General features: G+C 72.2%; 14 protein-coding genes. 6 read left to right on the top strand and 8 right to left on the bottom strand.

From position 1 onward, the window contains the following. Positions 1-98: 98 nt before the first annotated feature. A complete protein-coding gene (locus tag ACWD68_RS30900; protein WP_451809754.1) occupies positions 99-1,529 on the top strand; it encodes a GH1 family beta-glucosidase in 1,431 nt (476 codons plus the stop codon). 142 nt (positions 1,530-1,671) lie between these two features. Here the strand turns inward: ACWD68_RS30900 and ACWD68_RS30895 are convergent, their stop codons facing one another. Further along, positions 1,672-2,322, bottom strand: coding sequence for a TetR/AcrR family transcriptional regulator (locus ACWD68_RS30895; protein WP_451809753.1), 651 nt, complete (start codon positions 2,320-2,322; stop codon positions 1,672-1,674). A 485-nt stretch (positions 2,323-2,807) separates the two neighbouring features. Here ACWD68_RS30895 and ACWD68_RS30890 point away from each other — a divergent pair, with 485 nt between their 5' ends. After that, complete coding sequence (locus ACWD68_RS30890) at positions 2,808-5,036, top strand: MMPL family transporter (RefSeq protein WP_451809752.1); 2,229 nt, start codon at positions 2,808-2,810, stop codon at positions 5,034-5,036. Here the strand turns inward: ACWD68_RS30890 and ACWD68_RS30885 are convergent. Then, entirely contained in the window at positions 5,019-5,444 is a 426-nt protein-coding gene (locus tag ACWD68_RS30885; protein ID WP_451809751.1) for an ATP-binding protein, read from the bottom strand. The genes ACWD68_RS30890 and ACWD68_RS30885 overlap by 18 nt on opposite strands. A 237-nt stretch (positions 5,445-5,681) precedes the next feature. Between ACWD68_RS30885 and ACWD68_RS30880 the strand changes: the two genes are divergently transcribed. Beyond that, positions 5,682-6,563 carry a helix-turn-helix domain-containing protein gene (locus ACWD68_RS30880; RefSeq protein ID WP_451809750.1) on the top strand — a complete coding sequence of 294 codons (882 nt, stop codon included), beginning with the start codon at positions 5,682-5,684 and terminating at the stop codon, positions 6,561-6,563. A gap of 12 nt (positions 6,564-6,575) precedes the next feature. After that, positions 6,576-6,779: a DUF397 domain-containing protein gene (locus ACWD68_RS30875; protein WP_451809749.1), complete on the top strand. Its 204-nt coding sequence runs from the start codon at positions 6,576-6,578 to the stop codon at positions 6,777-6,779. A gap of 147 nt (positions 6,780-6,926) precedes the next feature. Here the strand turns inward: ACWD68_RS30875 and ACWD68_RS30870 are convergent, their stop codons facing one another. The 3 genes from ACWD68_RS30870 to ACWD68_RS30860 all read right to left on the bottom strand — a co-directional run bounded on the left by ACWD68_RS30870 (position 6,927) and on the right by ACWD68_RS30860 (position 10,831). Beyond that, a complete protein-coding gene (locus ACWD68_RS30870; protein ID WP_451809748.1) occupies positions 6,927-8,411 on the bottom strand; it encodes a glycoside hydrolase family 18 protein in 1,485 nt (494 codons plus the stop codon). A 342-nt stretch (positions 8,412-8,753) separates the two neighbouring features. Then, positions 8,754-10,130 (bottom strand): sensor histidine kinase, encoded by a 1,377-nt coding sequence (locus tag ACWD68_RS30865; protein WP_451809747.1) that lies wholly within the window; start codon positions 10,128-10,130, stop codon positions 8,754-8,756. Next, complete coding sequence (locus ACWD68_RS30860; protein ID WP_451809746.1) at positions 10,127-10,831, bottom strand: response regulator transcription factor; 705 nt, start codon at positions 10,829-10,831, stop codon at positions 10,127-10,129. Before ACWD68_RS30860 ends, ACWD68_RS30865 begins: the two co-directional genes overlap by 4 nt. Before the next feature lie 156 nt (positions 10,832-10,987). Between ACWD68_RS30860 and ACWD68_RS30855 the strand changes: the two genes are divergently transcribed. Beyond that, positions 10,988-11,515, top strand: coding sequence for a hypothetical protein (locus ACWD68_RS30855; protein ID WP_451809745.1), 528 nt, complete (start codon positions 10,988-10,990; stop codon positions 11,513-11,515). 102 nt (positions 11,516-11,617) lie between these two features. Here the strand turns inward: ACWD68_RS30855 and ACWD68_RS30850 are convergent, their stop codons facing one another. After that, positions 11,618-12,517, bottom strand: coding sequence for a spermidine synthase (locus ACWD68_RS30850; protein ID WP_451809744.1), 900 nt, complete (start codon positions 12,515-12,517; stop codon positions 11,618-11,620). A gap of 189 nt (positions 12,518-12,706) precedes the next feature. Then, on the bottom strand, positions 12,707-13,144 hold the full coding sequence (locus tag ACWD68_RS30845) for a hypothetical protein (protein ID WP_451809743.1): 438 nt from the start codon (positions 13,142-13,144) through the stop codon (positions 12,707-12,709). Between the two features lie 299 nt (positions 13,145-13,443). Here ACWD68_RS30845 and ACWD68_RS30840 point away from each other — a divergent pair, with 299 nt between their 5' ends. Then, positions 13,444-14,994: a hypothetical protein gene (locus tag ACWD68_RS30840; protein WP_451809742.1), complete on the top strand. Its 1,551-nt coding sequence runs from the start codon at positions 13,444-13,446 to the stop codon at positions 14,992-14,994. A 19-nt stretch (positions 14,995-15,013) separates the two neighbouring features. Here the strand turns inward: ACWD68_RS30840 and ACWD68_RS30835 are convergent, their stop codons facing one another. Further along, positions 15,014-15,610 (bottom strand): histidine phosphatase family protein, encoded by a 597-nt coding sequence (locus ACWD68_RS30835; protein WP_451809741.1) that lies wholly within the window; start codon positions 15,608-15,610, stop codon positions 15,014-15,016. Between the last annotated feature and the right edge of the window lie 38 nt (positions 15,611-15,648).

Below are 15,648 nucleotides of genomic sequence, written 5' to 3'. Positions count from 1 at the left end.
CCAGGGGGGCCGGGCCATCGCCGCCCCGGCCCTTCCGCCCCGTCTCTCCCCCCTCCTCCAACCCGTCGGTCTTCACGACCTCCCTTGGGAGCGCTTCCATGCCTGAGCCCATTACGCCCGTGACTTTCCCTCCGGCCTTCCTCTGGGGTGCGGCGACCTCCGCCTACCAGATCGAGGGAGCGGTGCGGGAGGACGGCCGCACGCCCTCGATCTGGGACACCTTCAGCCATACACCTGGCAAAACGGCCGGCGGCGAGCACGGTGACATCGCTGTCGACCACTACCACCGCTACCGCGACGACGTGGCCCTGATGGCGGACCTCGGGCTGGGCGCGTACCGCTTCTCGGTCTCCTGGTCACGGGTGCAGCCGACCGGCCGGGGCCCCGCGGTCCAGCGCGGCCTGGACTTCTACCGGCGCCTGGTCGACGAGCTGCTGGCGCACGACATCAAGCCTGCCGTCACCCTCTACCACTGGGACCTTCCGCAGGAGCTGGAGGACACGGGCGGCTGGCCCGAGCGCGAGACGGCGCTGCGCTTCGCCGAGTACGCGCGGATCGTCGGCGAGGCGCTGGGCGACCGCGTGGAGCAGTGGATCACGCTCAACGAGCCCTGGTGCAGCGCCTTTCTGGGGTACGGCTCCGGGGTGCACGCCCCCGGCCGGACGGACCCGGCGGCTTCGCTCCGCGCCGCTCACCATCTGAACCTGGCGCACGGCCTGGGCACTTCGGCGCTCCGCTCCGTGATGCCGTCCCGCAACTCCGTCGCGGTGAGCCTCAACTCCTCGGTGGTCAGGCCCCTTTCGCAGGACCCGGCGGACCTGGACGCCGTCCAGCGCATCGACGACCTGGCCAACGGCGTCTTCCACGGCCCGATGCTGCACGGCGCCTACCCGGAGACCCTGCTCGCGGCGACGCGGTCGGTCACCGACTGGTCGTACGTCCAGGACGGCGATCTCAGGGCGATCCACCAGCCGTTGGACGCGCTCGGCCTCAACTACTACACGCCGACGCTGGTCTCGGCGGCCGCCGCGCCCGCGGACGGTCCGCGCGCGGACGGCCACGGCGCGAGCTCGCACTCCCCCTGGCCGGGCGCGGACGACGTCGCGTTCCACCAGACCCCGGGCGAGCGCACCGAGATGGGCTGGACGATCGACCCGACGGGCCTGCACGACCTGATCATGCGCTACACCCGGGAGGTTCCGGGACTGCCCCTGTACGTGACGGAGAACGGCGCGGCCTACGACGACAAGCCCGACCCTGACGGCCGCGTCCACGACCCCGAGCGCATCGCCTACCTGAACGGCCACCTGTCCGCCGTGCACCGCGCGATCGCCGACGGCGCGGACGTCCGCGGCTACTACCTCTGGTCCCTCATGGACAACTTCGAGTGGGCCTACGGCTACGAGAAGCGCTTCGGCGCGGTCTACGTCGACTACGCGACCCAGATCCGCACCCCGAAGTCGAGCGCCCACTGGTACAGCCAGGCGGCCCGCACGGGGACGCTGGCGCCGGTGACGCCCGCCGAGTAGGCCATCGCACGGGGGACACGGGGGGACGGGGGACGGGGGACGGGGCGCGACACCCGAGGGGGGTGCCGCGCCCCACCGCGTCCCACCGTGTCCCGGCCGGACGCATCGTCGTACGTGTGCGGGAACTCCGGCCTCGCGGTGCCTACCGGATGAGCCCCGCGACGATCGCGGTCAGCGTCCGTTCCACCACCGCGTCGCGCTGGTCCGGGGGCAGCAGGGCCAGCGGGCCGTCGAGGATGAGCAGCGACAGACCGTGCACCGTCGACCAGGCGGCCACCTCGGCGGCGGGGCGGTTCTCCTGGGCCATCCGACCTGTCACGACCAGGGTGTCGAGGGTGTCGGAGAGCTCCCTGAAGGCGGCGAACTCCGCCCCGGTGCCGGGTGCTTCGAGGCCGGTGAAGTCCCTCTCCTCATCCTCGGCCGTGGTGCGGCAGAAGGCGGTGCGGTAGAGGCCGGGGTGCTCGATCGCGAAGCGGACGTAGCCGCGCCCGATGGCCTCGGTCCTGCGCACGGCCTCCTCGCCCGGGTCGTCGGCCGCGGGCAGGGCGCGGACGGCCTCGGACATCGAGGCGGCGAGCGCCTGCTGACCGTGGATCTTCACCTCTTCCAGCAGTTCCCCCTGTCCCTCGAAATGCCGGTAGGCGGCGGTGGGCGACACCCCCACGCTGCGGGCCGCTTCCCGGAGTACGACCCGTTCGGGGCCGCCCTCCGTCGCGAGTTCGACCGCGGCCTCGATCAGGGCGTTGCGGAGGTCGCCGTGGTGATACCGCGACCTGCCGCCACTCGTCCGCACCCGGGCACCCGCTCTCCCCCGGCCACCCGCCCCGGACCCGCCACCCCCATCCCCACCGGCACCGGCACCGGCACCGGCACCGGCACCGGCACCGGATGAGCTGTCCGCACCGGACCGGTCGCGGCCAGAGCCACGGTCCGCTTCGGAGCCACCGTCGCCCCCCACGCCGGAAGGGCTGTCCGCACCGGACCCGCCGTCCACGCCGGAGGCGCGGTCGCCACGCGCACCGGACCCGCCGTCCGCACCGGAGCCCCCGCTCACGCCGGAGGCACCGTCGCTCCCCGCGCCGGACCCGGCGCCCACGTCACCGCCGGTGTCCGCCCTGCCGCCCGTGATCGATTCCATGACCCCATCCTGCCCGAATCAGTGGTCCCGCCCGCCCCCCGTCCTGTCTTCCACCACGCCGCCGATTTTTAAAGTTGACGCCGTTAACATCGTATGCCATCGTTCAATGTTAACGGCGTAAACATCTGGAGGCGATCACCGTGTTCGACCGCATCGCGCAGCTGGCCCTCCATCGGAGCCGGCTTCTGCTCACCCTTACCGTGGTGGCCCTGGTCGCCATGGCGGCCATCGGCCTCGGGGCGTTCAGCAAGCTCCAGAGCGGCGGCTTCGAAGATCCGAGCGCGCCCTCGGCCCGCGCGCAGGCCGTCATCGACGAGAAGTTCGGCGGAGAGAGCAACCTCGTCCTGCTCGTGCGGTCCGGCGACGGCGGCGCCATCGGCTCCCCCGCCGCGGAGCGTGCCGGGCGCGACCTGACCTCCCGGCTCAAGCACGAATCCACGCTGTCCAACGTGATCTCGTACTGGGACACCGGCGCCTCGGCGCTGACCTCCCGGGACGGGAAGCAGGCCCTCGTCCTGGCCCACGTCAAGGGGGACGAGACCGAGCAGGGCGACAACGCGTCGGCGGTCATCGACCGGTACACCGGCGACCGGAACGGGCTGACCGTGCGGGCCGGCGGCGAGGCGGCGGTCGGCGACGAGGTGCCCACCCAGGTCGCCAAGGACCTCGCGGTGGCCGAGTCCATCGCCGTACCGCTGATCCTGGTTCTGCTGGTGATCGCCTTCGGCAGTGTCGTCGCGGCGCTGCTGCCGCTGGTCATCGGGCTGATCGCGATCGTCGGCACCTTCGCCGAGCTCTACGTCCTGGGCAGTCTCACGAGCGTGTCGGTGTTCGCGATCAACCTCACCACCGCGCTGGGCCTGGGCCTCGGCATCGACTACGCGCTGCTCATGATCAGCCGGTTCCGCGAGCATCTCGCGGAGGGGGCCGAGGTCCCGGACGCCCTGCGGCACACGGTCCGCACGGCCGGACGCACCATCACCTTCTCCGCCGCGACCGTCGCCGCCGCGCTCGCCGCGCTGCTGGTCTTCCCGCAGTTCTTCCTGCGCTCCTTCGCCTACGCGGGCATCGGCGTGGTGGCGGTCGCCGCCCTGAGCGCGCTGCTGGTCATGCCGGCCCTGCTCGCCGTCCTGGGCCACCGTGTCAACAACGGCCGCCTGCCCTGGGCGAAGACGGTACGCAGCGCCGAGGCCCCGCTCTGGGCCCGGCTCTCCCGCACGGTCATGCGCCGGCCCGCCCTGACAGCGCTCCCCGTCCTGGCCGTCCTGCTGCTCGCGGCCTCCCCGCTGCTCGGCGTCACCTTCGGCACACCCGACGAACGGGTCCTGCCCGAGAGCGCGCAGAGCCGGCAGGTCGCCACCGCCGTACAGAGCGAGTTCACCGGCAGCGACGAGTCGGCGGTGCAGATCGTGACGACCGGTCCGGTGTCACCCGGCGAGCTGAGCGCGTACGCCACCACGCTCTCGCGGCTCGACGGCGCGGCCCGCGTCGAGACCTCCGCCGGCACCTACACCGGCGGCCGGTCCGGTCCGCCCGGACCCGCCGCCGCCGCGCTCGGCCGCCCCGACGCCCAGCGGATCACCGTCGTCACGGGCCTGACCCCCAAGTCGGACGAGGCCCAGGACCTGGTCGAGGCCGTACGGGCCGTCGACGTGTCCGGCGGGAGCGAGGCGCTGGTCGGCGGCGGTGACGCCCGGCTGGTCGACTCCAAGGCCTCGATCGCGGACCGGCTCCCGGCCGCCATCGGCCTGGTGGCGGGCAGCACCTTCCTGATCCTGTTCCTCTTCACCGGCAGCGTGGTCCAGCCGCTGCGGGCCCTGGTCCTCAACGCCGTCAGCCTCACCGCGGCCATCGGCGTCATGGTGTGGATCTTCCAGGACGGTCATCTGTCCTCCCTGCTCGGCTTCACGCCGCAGCCGATGGACACCTCGATGACCGTGCTGATGTTCTGCATCGCCTTCGGTCTGTCCATGGACTACGAGGTCTTCGTGACCAGCCGCATCAAGGAACTCCACGACGCGGGCGCCGACACCGAGACCGCGGTCACCAGCGGGCTCTCGCACACCGGCCGGATCGTGACCATGGCCGCCGGGCTGCTCGCGGTGAGCTTCTTCGCCTTCGGCACGGCTCACGTCAGCTTCATCCAGATGTTCGGCCTCGGCAGCGGTCTGGCGATCCTGATCGACGCGGTGGCCGTACGAGGAGTGCTCGTCCCGGCCGCCATGCGACTGCTGGGCCGCGCCGCCTGGTACGCGCCGAAGCCCCTGCGCGCCGTGCACGGGCGGCTCGGCCTCAGCGAGGGCTCGTCCCCCGTCGCGTCCCCCGGGGACAGGTCCGCCGACCCGGGCCGGTCACCCGCCGAGGTCTGACCGCCCCAGCTCGAACCAGGTCGCCTTGCCCCGCCCCGGTCCGTGCCCGCACACGCCCCAGGCGTCGGCACCGCTCGAGATGAGCTGCATCCCCCGGCCTCCCTCTTCATCGGGGCCGGGGGTGCGGCAGTTGGGGAGACCCGGGGCCTCGTCGTGGACGAGGACACGCAGGCCACGGGGACCGGCCCAGCCCGCGTGCAGGGTGACGGGGGCCGAACACCCCCGGACGGCACAGGCGTTGACGGCGTTGGTGACCGCTTCGGAGGTCAGGAGCACCGCGATGTCGGTGAGTTCGGGCCGGTGGGATGCCGTGAGGAGGGTACGGACGGTCTCCCGGGCGGTGCGGACCCAGACGGGGTGGGGCGGGAAGACGAGGGAGACGTCGGTGGGGCGTGGGGGGTCCTCCATCGGAGGGGGCTCCTTCGATTGCGCGCGGCCGCGGTGACCAGGTCCGGGGTCCTCAACTCCGTTGAGGGTGGGGGTACTTCCTCGGGGCGCGGGGCGGGTGGATCGGTTCGACGGTAGGGAAATGTTTTCCCTTGCCGCAAGCGTCTCCCGCCGATGTCACCTAAGTGGGTGACGTGCCGACAGGCCACTGACTCAAGGGTGCCGGGATCGGCAGACTGCTCGACCAGGAGGTCGGACATGGCACCCAGGAGCAACCCGAGCGAACGCCAGCGCAGGCTCGGCGCGGAGCTGCGCGGACTGCGCGTCCGCGCGGGGCTCTCCGGCGAGCGCGCGGCGGCCATCCTCGATGCGGACCGCGCCCGCATCAGCAACATCGAGACCGGACGCATCGATGTCTCGCGCAACCGCCTGCACAAGGTTCTCCAGGAGTACGGCTGTCCCCCCGGCCCCTACTTCGACGGTCTGATGGCGATGGCCCAGGAGAACGGCAAGGGGTGGTGGGACGCGTTCAACGACACGATCGGCCCCGCGGCCCGGGATCTGGCGGAACTGGAATCCCGGTCGACGGCGCTGCGGACGCACGAACCGCTGGTGATCCCCGGGATGCTCCAGACCGAGGAGTACGCCCGCGCGGTGCTGGAAGCCACCGAGGGGGACCCTCAACGCGCCGACCGCTACGCCGAGTTCCGCCTGGCCCGCCAACGCGTACTCGCCGGCGGCTCGGCGGTGACGTACCGGGCCGTCGTTCACGAAGCCGCCCTGCACACCCATGTGGGCGGCGCCGCGGTCATGCGTCGGCAACTGCTGCGCCTGATGGAGATCTCGCGGCTGCCCCACGTGACCGTTCAGGTGTACCCGTTCGGGGCAGGGATCTACTCGGCGCACACCCAGTCGTTCGTCCTCTACGGAAGCACCGCACCCGAACTGGACACGGTCTACCTGGAACACCCGACGAGTTCCCTCTTTCTGCGGGATGCGGAACACCTCGATGGGTACGCGAAAATGTTCGAGCGGCTGTCGGAGCTGGCGCTGGCGCCGGTCGACCCCGAGTCGGCACCGGAGTCGCACGAGTCACGTGACTCACTGAGCCTGATCCAGCACGTCATGTACGCCCTGTGAAAGGAACCCGCGATGGCCCGACTCACTTGGCAGAAGTCCTCGTTCAGCACGGGCGGCGAAGGCAACTGCGTAGAGCTGGCGGCAACGGCGACCGGTCACATCCACCTTCGTGAGAGCGACCGGCCGTGCGACATCGCCACCTCCACACTCCATGCCCTGGCCGGTTTGCTCCACGTGCTCAAGGACGGCTCCCGGGGGCCTGCCCGCGGCCGGTGAGAAGGGTCTGGGCCGTGCCCGGGAGACGTTCACCGGACACGGCCCAGGTCTTCGGTCCGCTACGACGCCCCGGCCGGGTGGGGGGTGGAGAGATCCGGCCGGGGCGCGCAACCCCCGTTTCGCGATGGCTCGTTGAGATGTTGCGGGCTACTTGAAGGCGCCGAACGCCTTCGAGAAGGCGCCGTCGCTCTGGACGATGGAGCTGCAGACCGCGTCGGCGGAGTTCTTGGCGCCGCCGGCGCACTGCTTGTCACGGGTGGCGGACCACATCGAGAGCCAGCCGATGCCCTTGGACTGCGCGAAGCTCACCAGCTGCGAGGCGTCGTCGACCTTGAAGATCTCGGACGCGACGTCATTGACGCCGATCATCGGGGTGATCGCGACGGACTTCCACGCGGCGCTGTCGGAGAGGCCGAGGACGCTCTTGACCTGCGCCTGCGTGGCGGTCGCGGCCTGCTCGGCGTAGGTGCCCATGTCACCGCTGTACGCGGGGCCGTAGTCCATCGCCATGATGTTCACGGTGTTGATCTTCACGCCGTTCGACTTGGCGTTGGAGAGCAAGTTCACGCCGTCCTGGGTGAGGCCCTCCGGCATGACCGGCAGAGTGAAGGAGACGTCCAGGTCGGGGTGTTGCTGCTGGAGCTTGGCGATGGCCTTCGCACGGGTCGTGTTCGCGGCCGTGTTCGGCAGCGCGCCGCCCTCGATGTCGAAGTCGACCTTCGTGAGCTTGTAGGCGTCCACGGCCTTTCCGTACGCCGCCGCCAGCGCGTCGGCCGAGGAACAGGTGGTGGCCAGCTCCGTGCCGGAGGCTCCGCCGAAGGAGACCCGGACGTCGCCGCCCTTGGCACGCAACGCGCCGATCTGGGCCGCCACGGCGTCACTGGCGAGGTCGCTCACCCCGCCCCACTTCGGCGTGCAGCCACCGCCGTCGGTGATGAACGCGAGGTTGTAGTTCTTCACGCCGGTGGCGTCGGCGGACTTGACCAGGTCGAAGGCCGGGTAGAGGGAGGTGTCGACGTAGGGCGCGAAGCCCGCGGTCGTGGTGCCGCCGCCGGAGCTCTGCGAGGGAGACGCGGTGGCGGTGGGAGTCGCGGTCGCGGTCGGCTTCGGGGTCGCGCTCTGCGAGGCGGTGGCGGTCGGGGTGGGCGTGGCCGTCGGAGTCGCGGAATTCGTCGGACGGCCGCTCGGCTCGGGCGTCGCGCCGTCGTCCACCGAGCACTTGGTGCTGTCGATGAGACAGCCCGTCGGGTTCGCGGTGCCGTTCACGACGAAGCCGACCGTGACGGACTCGCCGGCCGCCAGACCGTCCTTGTCCCAGGACGGGGGCTTCACGGTGACGTGCTGCCCGCTGACCGTCGACGTCGCGTTCCACAGCGAGCTGAGCTTGTTGCCCGACGGCAGGTCGAACTCCAGCGTCCAGTCCGCCTTCGTCCGGTCCGTGTCGTTCGTGACGACGTACTGCGCCGTGTAGCCCGTGGACCAGTCACTGGTCCTGGTGTAGGCGGCGCCGACGCTCGCCGCCTGCGCGGTACCGGTGAACAGGAGGGCGCCACCACCGACCACGGCCGCGGCCACGACGCCGCCTATCGCCTTGTTCCTGCCACTGACCTTGCGCCGGTGCGTACTGCTCATCGCGTGCCTGCCTTCGCGGATTCACGGGGATTCGCTGGGGACGTCCCAGGGAGTGCGGCATCACGCTAGCGATCCGGAATCGGTCAAACCGGTTCATCCGGACGAAGGTCGCGGATCTTAGGGTGCGCTTAAGGAAGGCATCGGGAGCGGTTAAAGGTCGAGACCAATGTGGACCGGATTGGCACCCCGCAGACCGCCCCCGCGGGCTCAGCTCACGCCGGCGGACCGCGTCCGACGGCCCGGCTCACGCCCGCGTCCCGCAGACCGCGTCCGCCTGCGCGGCTGACAACGCCGCCGCGCTTCCGGCGTCGGCGTGGATCGGCGCGTGCCGTCCCCGCGGGCTCAGCTCACGCCCACGCCACGCCTCCGGCGCCGTACGCTGCCCCGGTGCCCGCGCCGGACCGGTGCCCTTCCGTCCAGCTGGATCCAGATGCGCACCTCGGTTCCGCCCAGCACGGAGGAGCCGATCCGTACGTCCCCGCCCGTCGACTCCGCGAGCCTGCGCACGATGTCCAGACCGAGGCCCGTCGACCCGTCGTTGCCCGAGCCCCGTCCGCGCGCCATCGCGGCGACCGGGTCCACGATTCCCGGGCCGGCGTCCGACACCAGCATGATCACGGCGTCCTCGGCGTTGTGCACGTCGACCGCGAAGGCCGTGCCCTCGGGTGTGTGGCGGAAGACATTGCCGAGGAGGGCGTCGAGCGCGGCGGCGAGGTCGGCGCGGGCCACGGGTATGCGGACCGGCCGGTCCACACCGGCCACCCGCACCTTGCGGCCCTCGTCCTCCGCGAGCGCCGACCAGAAGTCCATGCGCTCACGGACGACTTCGGACGCGTCGCACCCGGCGCCGACACCGATCGCCGCGGTCTGCGGCTTGGCCTCCCGCGCCGTCCGGATGATCGTGTCGACCTCGCGCTCCAGCTGCGCGACGGCGGCCCGGGTCTGCTCCGCGGCCGGCCCGTCGCCGAGCGAGGCGGTGTTGAGGCGGAGCACGGTCAGCGGGGTGCGCAGGCGGTGCGAGAGGTCGGCGGCCAGTTCCCGTTCGTTGGCCAGCAGTTGGACGACCTGGTCGGCCATGGAGTTGAAGGCGACGGCAGCCAGCCGCAGTTCGGTCGGCCCTTCCTCGGGCACGCGGGAGCCCAGCTGCCCCTCGCCCAGTTCGTGCGCGCTCTCGACGAGGCGCTGTGCGGGCTGCACCATCCGCACCCCCAGCCGGTCGGCGACCGCGACGGAGCCGATGATGAGGGCGACGCCGACCGCGGCGAGGACCGCCCACGCCGTCCCGACGCCGTTGCTGACCTCGGCCTCCGGGACGTAGACCTCGACGACCGCGATCTCGCCGGAGCTGAGCGCGATGGGCTGGAGCAGCGTGAAGCCGCCGGGCACCTCCGTGGTGGAGGCCCGGCCCAGCCTGCGGGTCATGGCGATGTCCTTGCCCGCGGCACGCTGCTTGCCGATCTCGACCGCGGGGCTGCCGTCGGCGGCGGGTATGTGCACGCCCATCCCGGCGTCCGAGCCGGCCGAGGCGACGACGCGCTCCAGTTCGTCCCGGTCGGTGGTGATGGAGAGCGCGGGCGCGACGGCGGCGGCCTCCCGCTCGGCGTTCGAGAACGCCCGGTCCCGCGCCATTTCCTTGATCACCAGGCCGAGCGGTACCGCGAAGGCGACCACGACCATCGTCGTCACCGCCACGCACACCTTGACCAGCGCCCACCTCATAGCGGCCGCTCCGCTCTCGGCGGCTCCAGCTTCACGCCGACGCCCCGCAGAGTGTGCAGATAGCGCGGTCGCGCCGCCGTCTCCCCCAACTTCCGGCGCAGCCAGGACAGGTGGACGTCGATGGTCTGGTCGTCGCCGTACGCCTGCTGCCAGACCTCGGCGAGCAGTTCCTTGCGCGGCACGACGACGCCCGGGCGCCCGGCCAGGAAGGCGAGCAGGTCGAACTCGCGCCGGGTGAGGTCGAGTCGTACGCCGTCCAGTTCCGCCTGGCGGCGCAGGGGGTCGATGGCGAGCCCGCCGACGCGGATGACCGTCGACGGAGGCGCGTCGCCCGCGCTCGTCCGCGAACGACGCAGCACCGCCGCCATCCGCGCCGACAGGTGCTCGACCGAGAACGGCTTCGTCAGATAGTCGTCCGCGCCGTCGTTCAGCAGTCGGACGATCTCCGCCTCGTCGTCCCGCGCGGTGGCGATGATCACCGGGACGTCGGTGATTCCGCGCAGCATCTTCAGCGCCTCGGACCCGTCCAGATCAGGCAGTCCGAGGTCGAGGATCACGACGTCGAAGGAGAAATGGGCGACCTCGCGCAGCGCCTCCAGGGCCGTGCCGACACTGCGCACGATGTGCGCGGCCTCGGTCAGATGCCGGATGAGGGCCGAGCGTACGAACTGATCGTCCTCGACAACGAGCACACTTGCCATGGGCGGCACCGTACGCCATCCGGGCGATGCCGTCCGGTGCCTGTGGACAACCCCTGACGGGCACCTGTGGACAATCTCGGCCCGCCCGCTGCGGACAACTCGGCTCCTGCCAGGGCCATGAGACACCCATGGGGCTCGTGGTGCAGTATGGCCGCGATGCGCAGAGGACTCGTACTCGTACTCGCGTGGTCGCTCGCCACGGGCGCGGCGGTCACGCTGTCGTGGTGGGGTGTCCACACCGTGATGACGGGGACCGCGTACGACCCGCCGCGGGCCCTGCCCATCACGGCCGCCGGGGCGACGGCTCAGGAGTCGAAACCACTGGCGTCCTCGACGCGGCGGGCCGAGCCGTCCGGGAGCGCGTCGAACAGGCCCTCCACGAGCGCGAAGCCGAGCGCGAAGCCCTCGCGAAGCGCGTCCCCGAGCGGCGGCCCCTCGTCGGCCACCTCCCCGCCCTCCTCAGGGCAGGTCAAGAGCTACGACACCGACGGCGGCCGGGTGGTCTTCGACATCGGCGGCGCGTACGCGACGCTGGTGTCCGCGACGCCGAAGACGACCTGGTCGATGCAGGTGTGGAAGACGGAGTCGTGGATCCGGGTGGAGTTCTCCTCGGGCGCGGACCGGGTCTCGGTGTTCTGCACCTGGCACGACGGGCCGCCGCACGTGGAGATCGGGACGTACTGACCGCCGGACGCGGTGGACGGGCGGGCCGGTGGACGGGCGGGCCGGTGGACGGGCCCCTGCGGACACGGCCGATGCGAGCGGCCGGGTCGCGCTGACGCCGGATCAGCGGAACACCGACGGCGGCGGTGCCGGTGACGCCACCGCCACCGCGTCCGTGACGGGTGACGCGCCGCCCGTGAAGTCCAGGAGCTGCCTGCCGTGTTCGACCCGGGCGGGATGCGGGTCGGAGGCGGCGCGGCGGGTCAGTTCGGCGATCGGCAGCGGCCGGCCGGAGGCGACGAGGACCGCGTTCCCGAAGCGCTTGCCGCGCAGCACCGTCGGGTCGGCGGCCAGGGCGAGTTCGGGGAAGACGGCGGCCGCGGTGGCGATCTGGCCCCGGAGATGGGCGAGCGGAGGTCCGTCGGCGAGGTTCGCGGCGTAGATCCCGGAGTCCTTCAGCGCCCGGCGGACCTCCGTGACGAACTCGACGGACGTCAGATGGGCCGGTGTGCGCGCCCCGCTGAACACGTCCGCGACGACCAGGTCCGCCCAGCCGTCGGGCACCTTGGCGAGACCCTCCCGGGCATCCGTGGAACGCACCCTGATCCGGGCGTTCGGATCCAACGGAAGTTCCCGTCGGACCAGTTGCACGAGGGCCGCGTCGCGTTCGACGACCTGCTGGGTGGACCGGGGGCGGGTGGCGGCCGTGTAGCGGGCGAGGGTCATGGCGCCGCCGCCGAGGTGCACGGCGTGCACGGGCTTGCCGGGCGGGGCGACGAGGTCGATGACGTGGCCGAGGCGGCGCTGGTACTCGAAGCTCAGGTATGAGGGGTCGTCGAGGTCGACGTGGGACTGCGGGGCACCGTCGATGAGCAGGGTCCAGGCGCGCGCCCGGTCGCGGTCGGGCAGCAGCTCGGCGAGCCCGCCGTCGACAGCCTCGACGACCGCCTCGGCCGCCTGCCCCCGGCGCCCGCGCCCGGTGTCGCGGCCCTCGTCCACCCGCTGATTCTTCGCCCTCGCCATCCCGCCATTATCGGGGCGCGGGAGCGGGTCGGCTCAGCGACCGTTCGCCGGGGCTCCCCGACGAGCACCGACACGGCTCACCGGCGCGGGGCCCGAGACGCGATCCCACCGCCCGGGGCATCGATCAGTGCGGTCACCGGGCGCCGCCCGACGCGCATCCGGTCACTGCCCGACGTCCGCCCGCCGAGCTCACCTGCAGCCGTCCGCCGCCTCGATCAGCCGTGCCGCCTCGCCCAGCGCGGCCCGCAGTACGGCCGGGTCGGTCGCGAGATCCGCCTCGCCGGGCGGGAGCAGCCAGTCCGAGCCCTCGACCGGCGGTTCGGGGGCCATCCGCAGGCCTCGGCCGTCGGTCTGTGTACAGGTGCTGCCGGGCACGTCCCAGGCGTCGGCGGTGCCGGGCGGCACCAGGAAGCCGAGGGTGTCGCATCCGTCGTCGTGCAGGACGGGCCCCACCGCCTCGCCCGCGCCACGGCGCAGGATGTCGACCGCCTCCAGTCCCTGGCGTGCCGGAACGGTCACCAGCTCGCACTCGGTGACCGGCCGCGGCGGGCCGCCGCGTTCCTCGGACGGTCCGTGCTGCGCGGTCGACGGCGGTGTGCGGAACTCGGTGCTCTGTCTGGTCTGCATCCCGGCCTCCATCGGAACCCCTCCTCATGACGAGTGGGTCGGGAGTTCGGGCGGCTCCCGGTCCACAGGGTTCAACGCGGCAGGACGTCAACGGCTACGGCGAAACTCCGCCACAAAGGATGGCAGTTCATGGCAGATCGTGGATGAGATATCCGGTTTGTAGCCAAACCGAGCGTGGCGGCGTTGTCACAGCGGGTACGTTCTTGCCTCGCCGGAAGCAGGGCACCTACTGGGCACAACCCGGTCAACTCGCCCCGGTTTCCGGCATGGTTCGACGGTTCGCAAGAGAGGGCCCGGCCATGGCGTCGTCAACGGTGACCTCGTCCCCGTCCCCCCGGCCACCGCGGCCGAATCTCGCATTCCGGCGGTTGCGCGGCCAGCGCTCCCCGGGCGAGTTCGCCGCGGCGGTGCGGCGGGCCGCGCGCGAGATCGGCGAGCGGGTCAGCTGCGACGCGCGCTACATCGGGCGCGTCGAGGCGGGCGAGATCCGCTGTCCCAACTACGCGTACGAGCGGGTGTTCCTGCACATGTTCCCCGGCCGCACGCTGACCGACCTCGGTTTCGCTCCCCGCTCATGGGTACGCGGACGCGGGGCGCGCGAGATGGACGAAGCACCCCCCGTGCACTCCACGAGCCTTTCGCAAGCCCCATATGAGACGGGCGGGGCGCACGAGACGTATGAGACGCCGGACCCGCACCACCTCCCGACGCCGCACACCGCGCACCATCCGCTCGATCCGCTCGATCCGCTTGATCCGTACGACCGGCACCGCTCGTGCGACCCGTACGACCCGTACGAGAAACGCGATCAGAACCACGAGGAGAGCGACGTGCAGCGTCGCGCATTCATGACGGGAGGCACCGCCACCGTGGCGGCTGCCTCGATGGGACCCTTCGCGGGTGCCTTCGGCGGCAGCGCCGCGGCCGCCGAACGACGCGTCCACCGGGCGGGTACGTCCGAGGCGGGCGCCCTCGAAGAGGCAGTCCGCAAGATCCGGCTGCTCGACGACCGGCACGGGGCCGACGGGCTCTACCGGCGCGCCGCGGCACCGCTGCGCACGGCGTACGCGCTGCTCGACGCGGGCACCACCCGGCAGGCCACCGCCGACCGGCTGTACGCCGGCGCGGGCGAACTGGCCATCTCGGTGGGCTGGCTGGCACACGACTCCGGGCGCTTCGACGACGCGCGCTCGCACTACGCGGAGGCCCTCGCGACCGCCCGGATGGCCGGCGACCCGGGCCTGGAGGCCCACGCCTTCTGCAACACGGCGTTCCTGGCGCGCGACGCGGGGCGCCCCCGCGAGGCCGTGCGCGCGGCCCAGGCGGCACAGCGCGCCGCGCGGCCCCTGGGCTCCCCCCGCCTGCTCTCGCTGCTCGCGCTGCGCGAGGCGGGCGGCTGGGCCGGGCTCGCCGACCGCAAGGGATGCGAGCAGGCGATGGCGCGCGCGCAGGCCCTCTACGAGCGGGGTCCGTCGGAGACGGACCCCGAGTGGATGACCTTCTACGGGGAGGCCGAACTGGAGGGGCTCGAAGCGCAGTGCTGGTCGACGCTGGGCGACTGGCCCCGGGCGGCCCGCCACGCACGCCGCGCCGCCCACCTCCAGGATCCGCACTTCACCCGCAACATCGCCCTGTACACCGCGGAACTCGCCGACGACCTGGCCCGCGGCGGCCGCCCCGACGAGGCCGCCGCCGCCGGTCTGCGCGTCCTGGACCTGCTGAACGAGGTCCAGTCCTCCCGCATCCAGACCATGCTGGCGGCGACGGCCCGCGTTCTGCTCCCGCACCGCAGGGCCTCGGGCGTCTCCGCGTTCCTCGACCGCCACGCGAGCCTGCCGCGCACGGCGTGAGGGGCGTCGTGGGCGCCGGTCAGGCGCTCAGGTGCCCGCAGTCGTTCCACACCTCGATCGCGGGCTCGCCGTAGGCCCAGCCGAGCACCGACAGCGAGGTCGGGTTGAGGCGGATGCGGGCCGCGAAGTCCAGGGGAAGGCCCAGCCATCGGGCGCCTATGGAACGCAGGATGTGGCCGTGCGCGAAGATCAGGAGATCGCGGTCCGCCGAGCGGGCCCATGAGACGATCTCGTCCGCGCGCGCGGTGACCTGCTCCAGGGTCTCCCCCTCGGGGACGCCGTCGCGCCAGATGAACCAGCCCGGGCGGACGCCCTGGATCTCCGCCGGGGTCATGCCCTCGTAGGCGCCGTAGTCCCACTCCATGAGCGCGTCCCAGGTGGTCGCGCGCTCCCCGAAACCGGCGAGTTCGCACGTGTCCCGCGCGCGCGAGAGCGGGCTGGTGCGCACCTCCGCGCCGGGGAGCCCGCCGAAGGGCGCCCGGTGGAGCCGCTCGCCCAGCAGCTTGGCGCCGCGCCGGCCCTCTTCCAGGAGCGGGATGTCGGTCCTGCCGGTGTGATTTCCGGACAGCGACCATTCCGTCTGTCCGTGCCGGGCCAGCAGGATGCGCGGTGCCATGAAGAGGAGCCTTTCCGGAACGGGCGGCACGAGTGAGG

The sequence above is a fragment of the Streptomyces sp. NPDC005141 genome (assembly GCF_053599975.1).
This window is presented reverse-complemented; position numbering and strand designations above follow the sequence as displayed.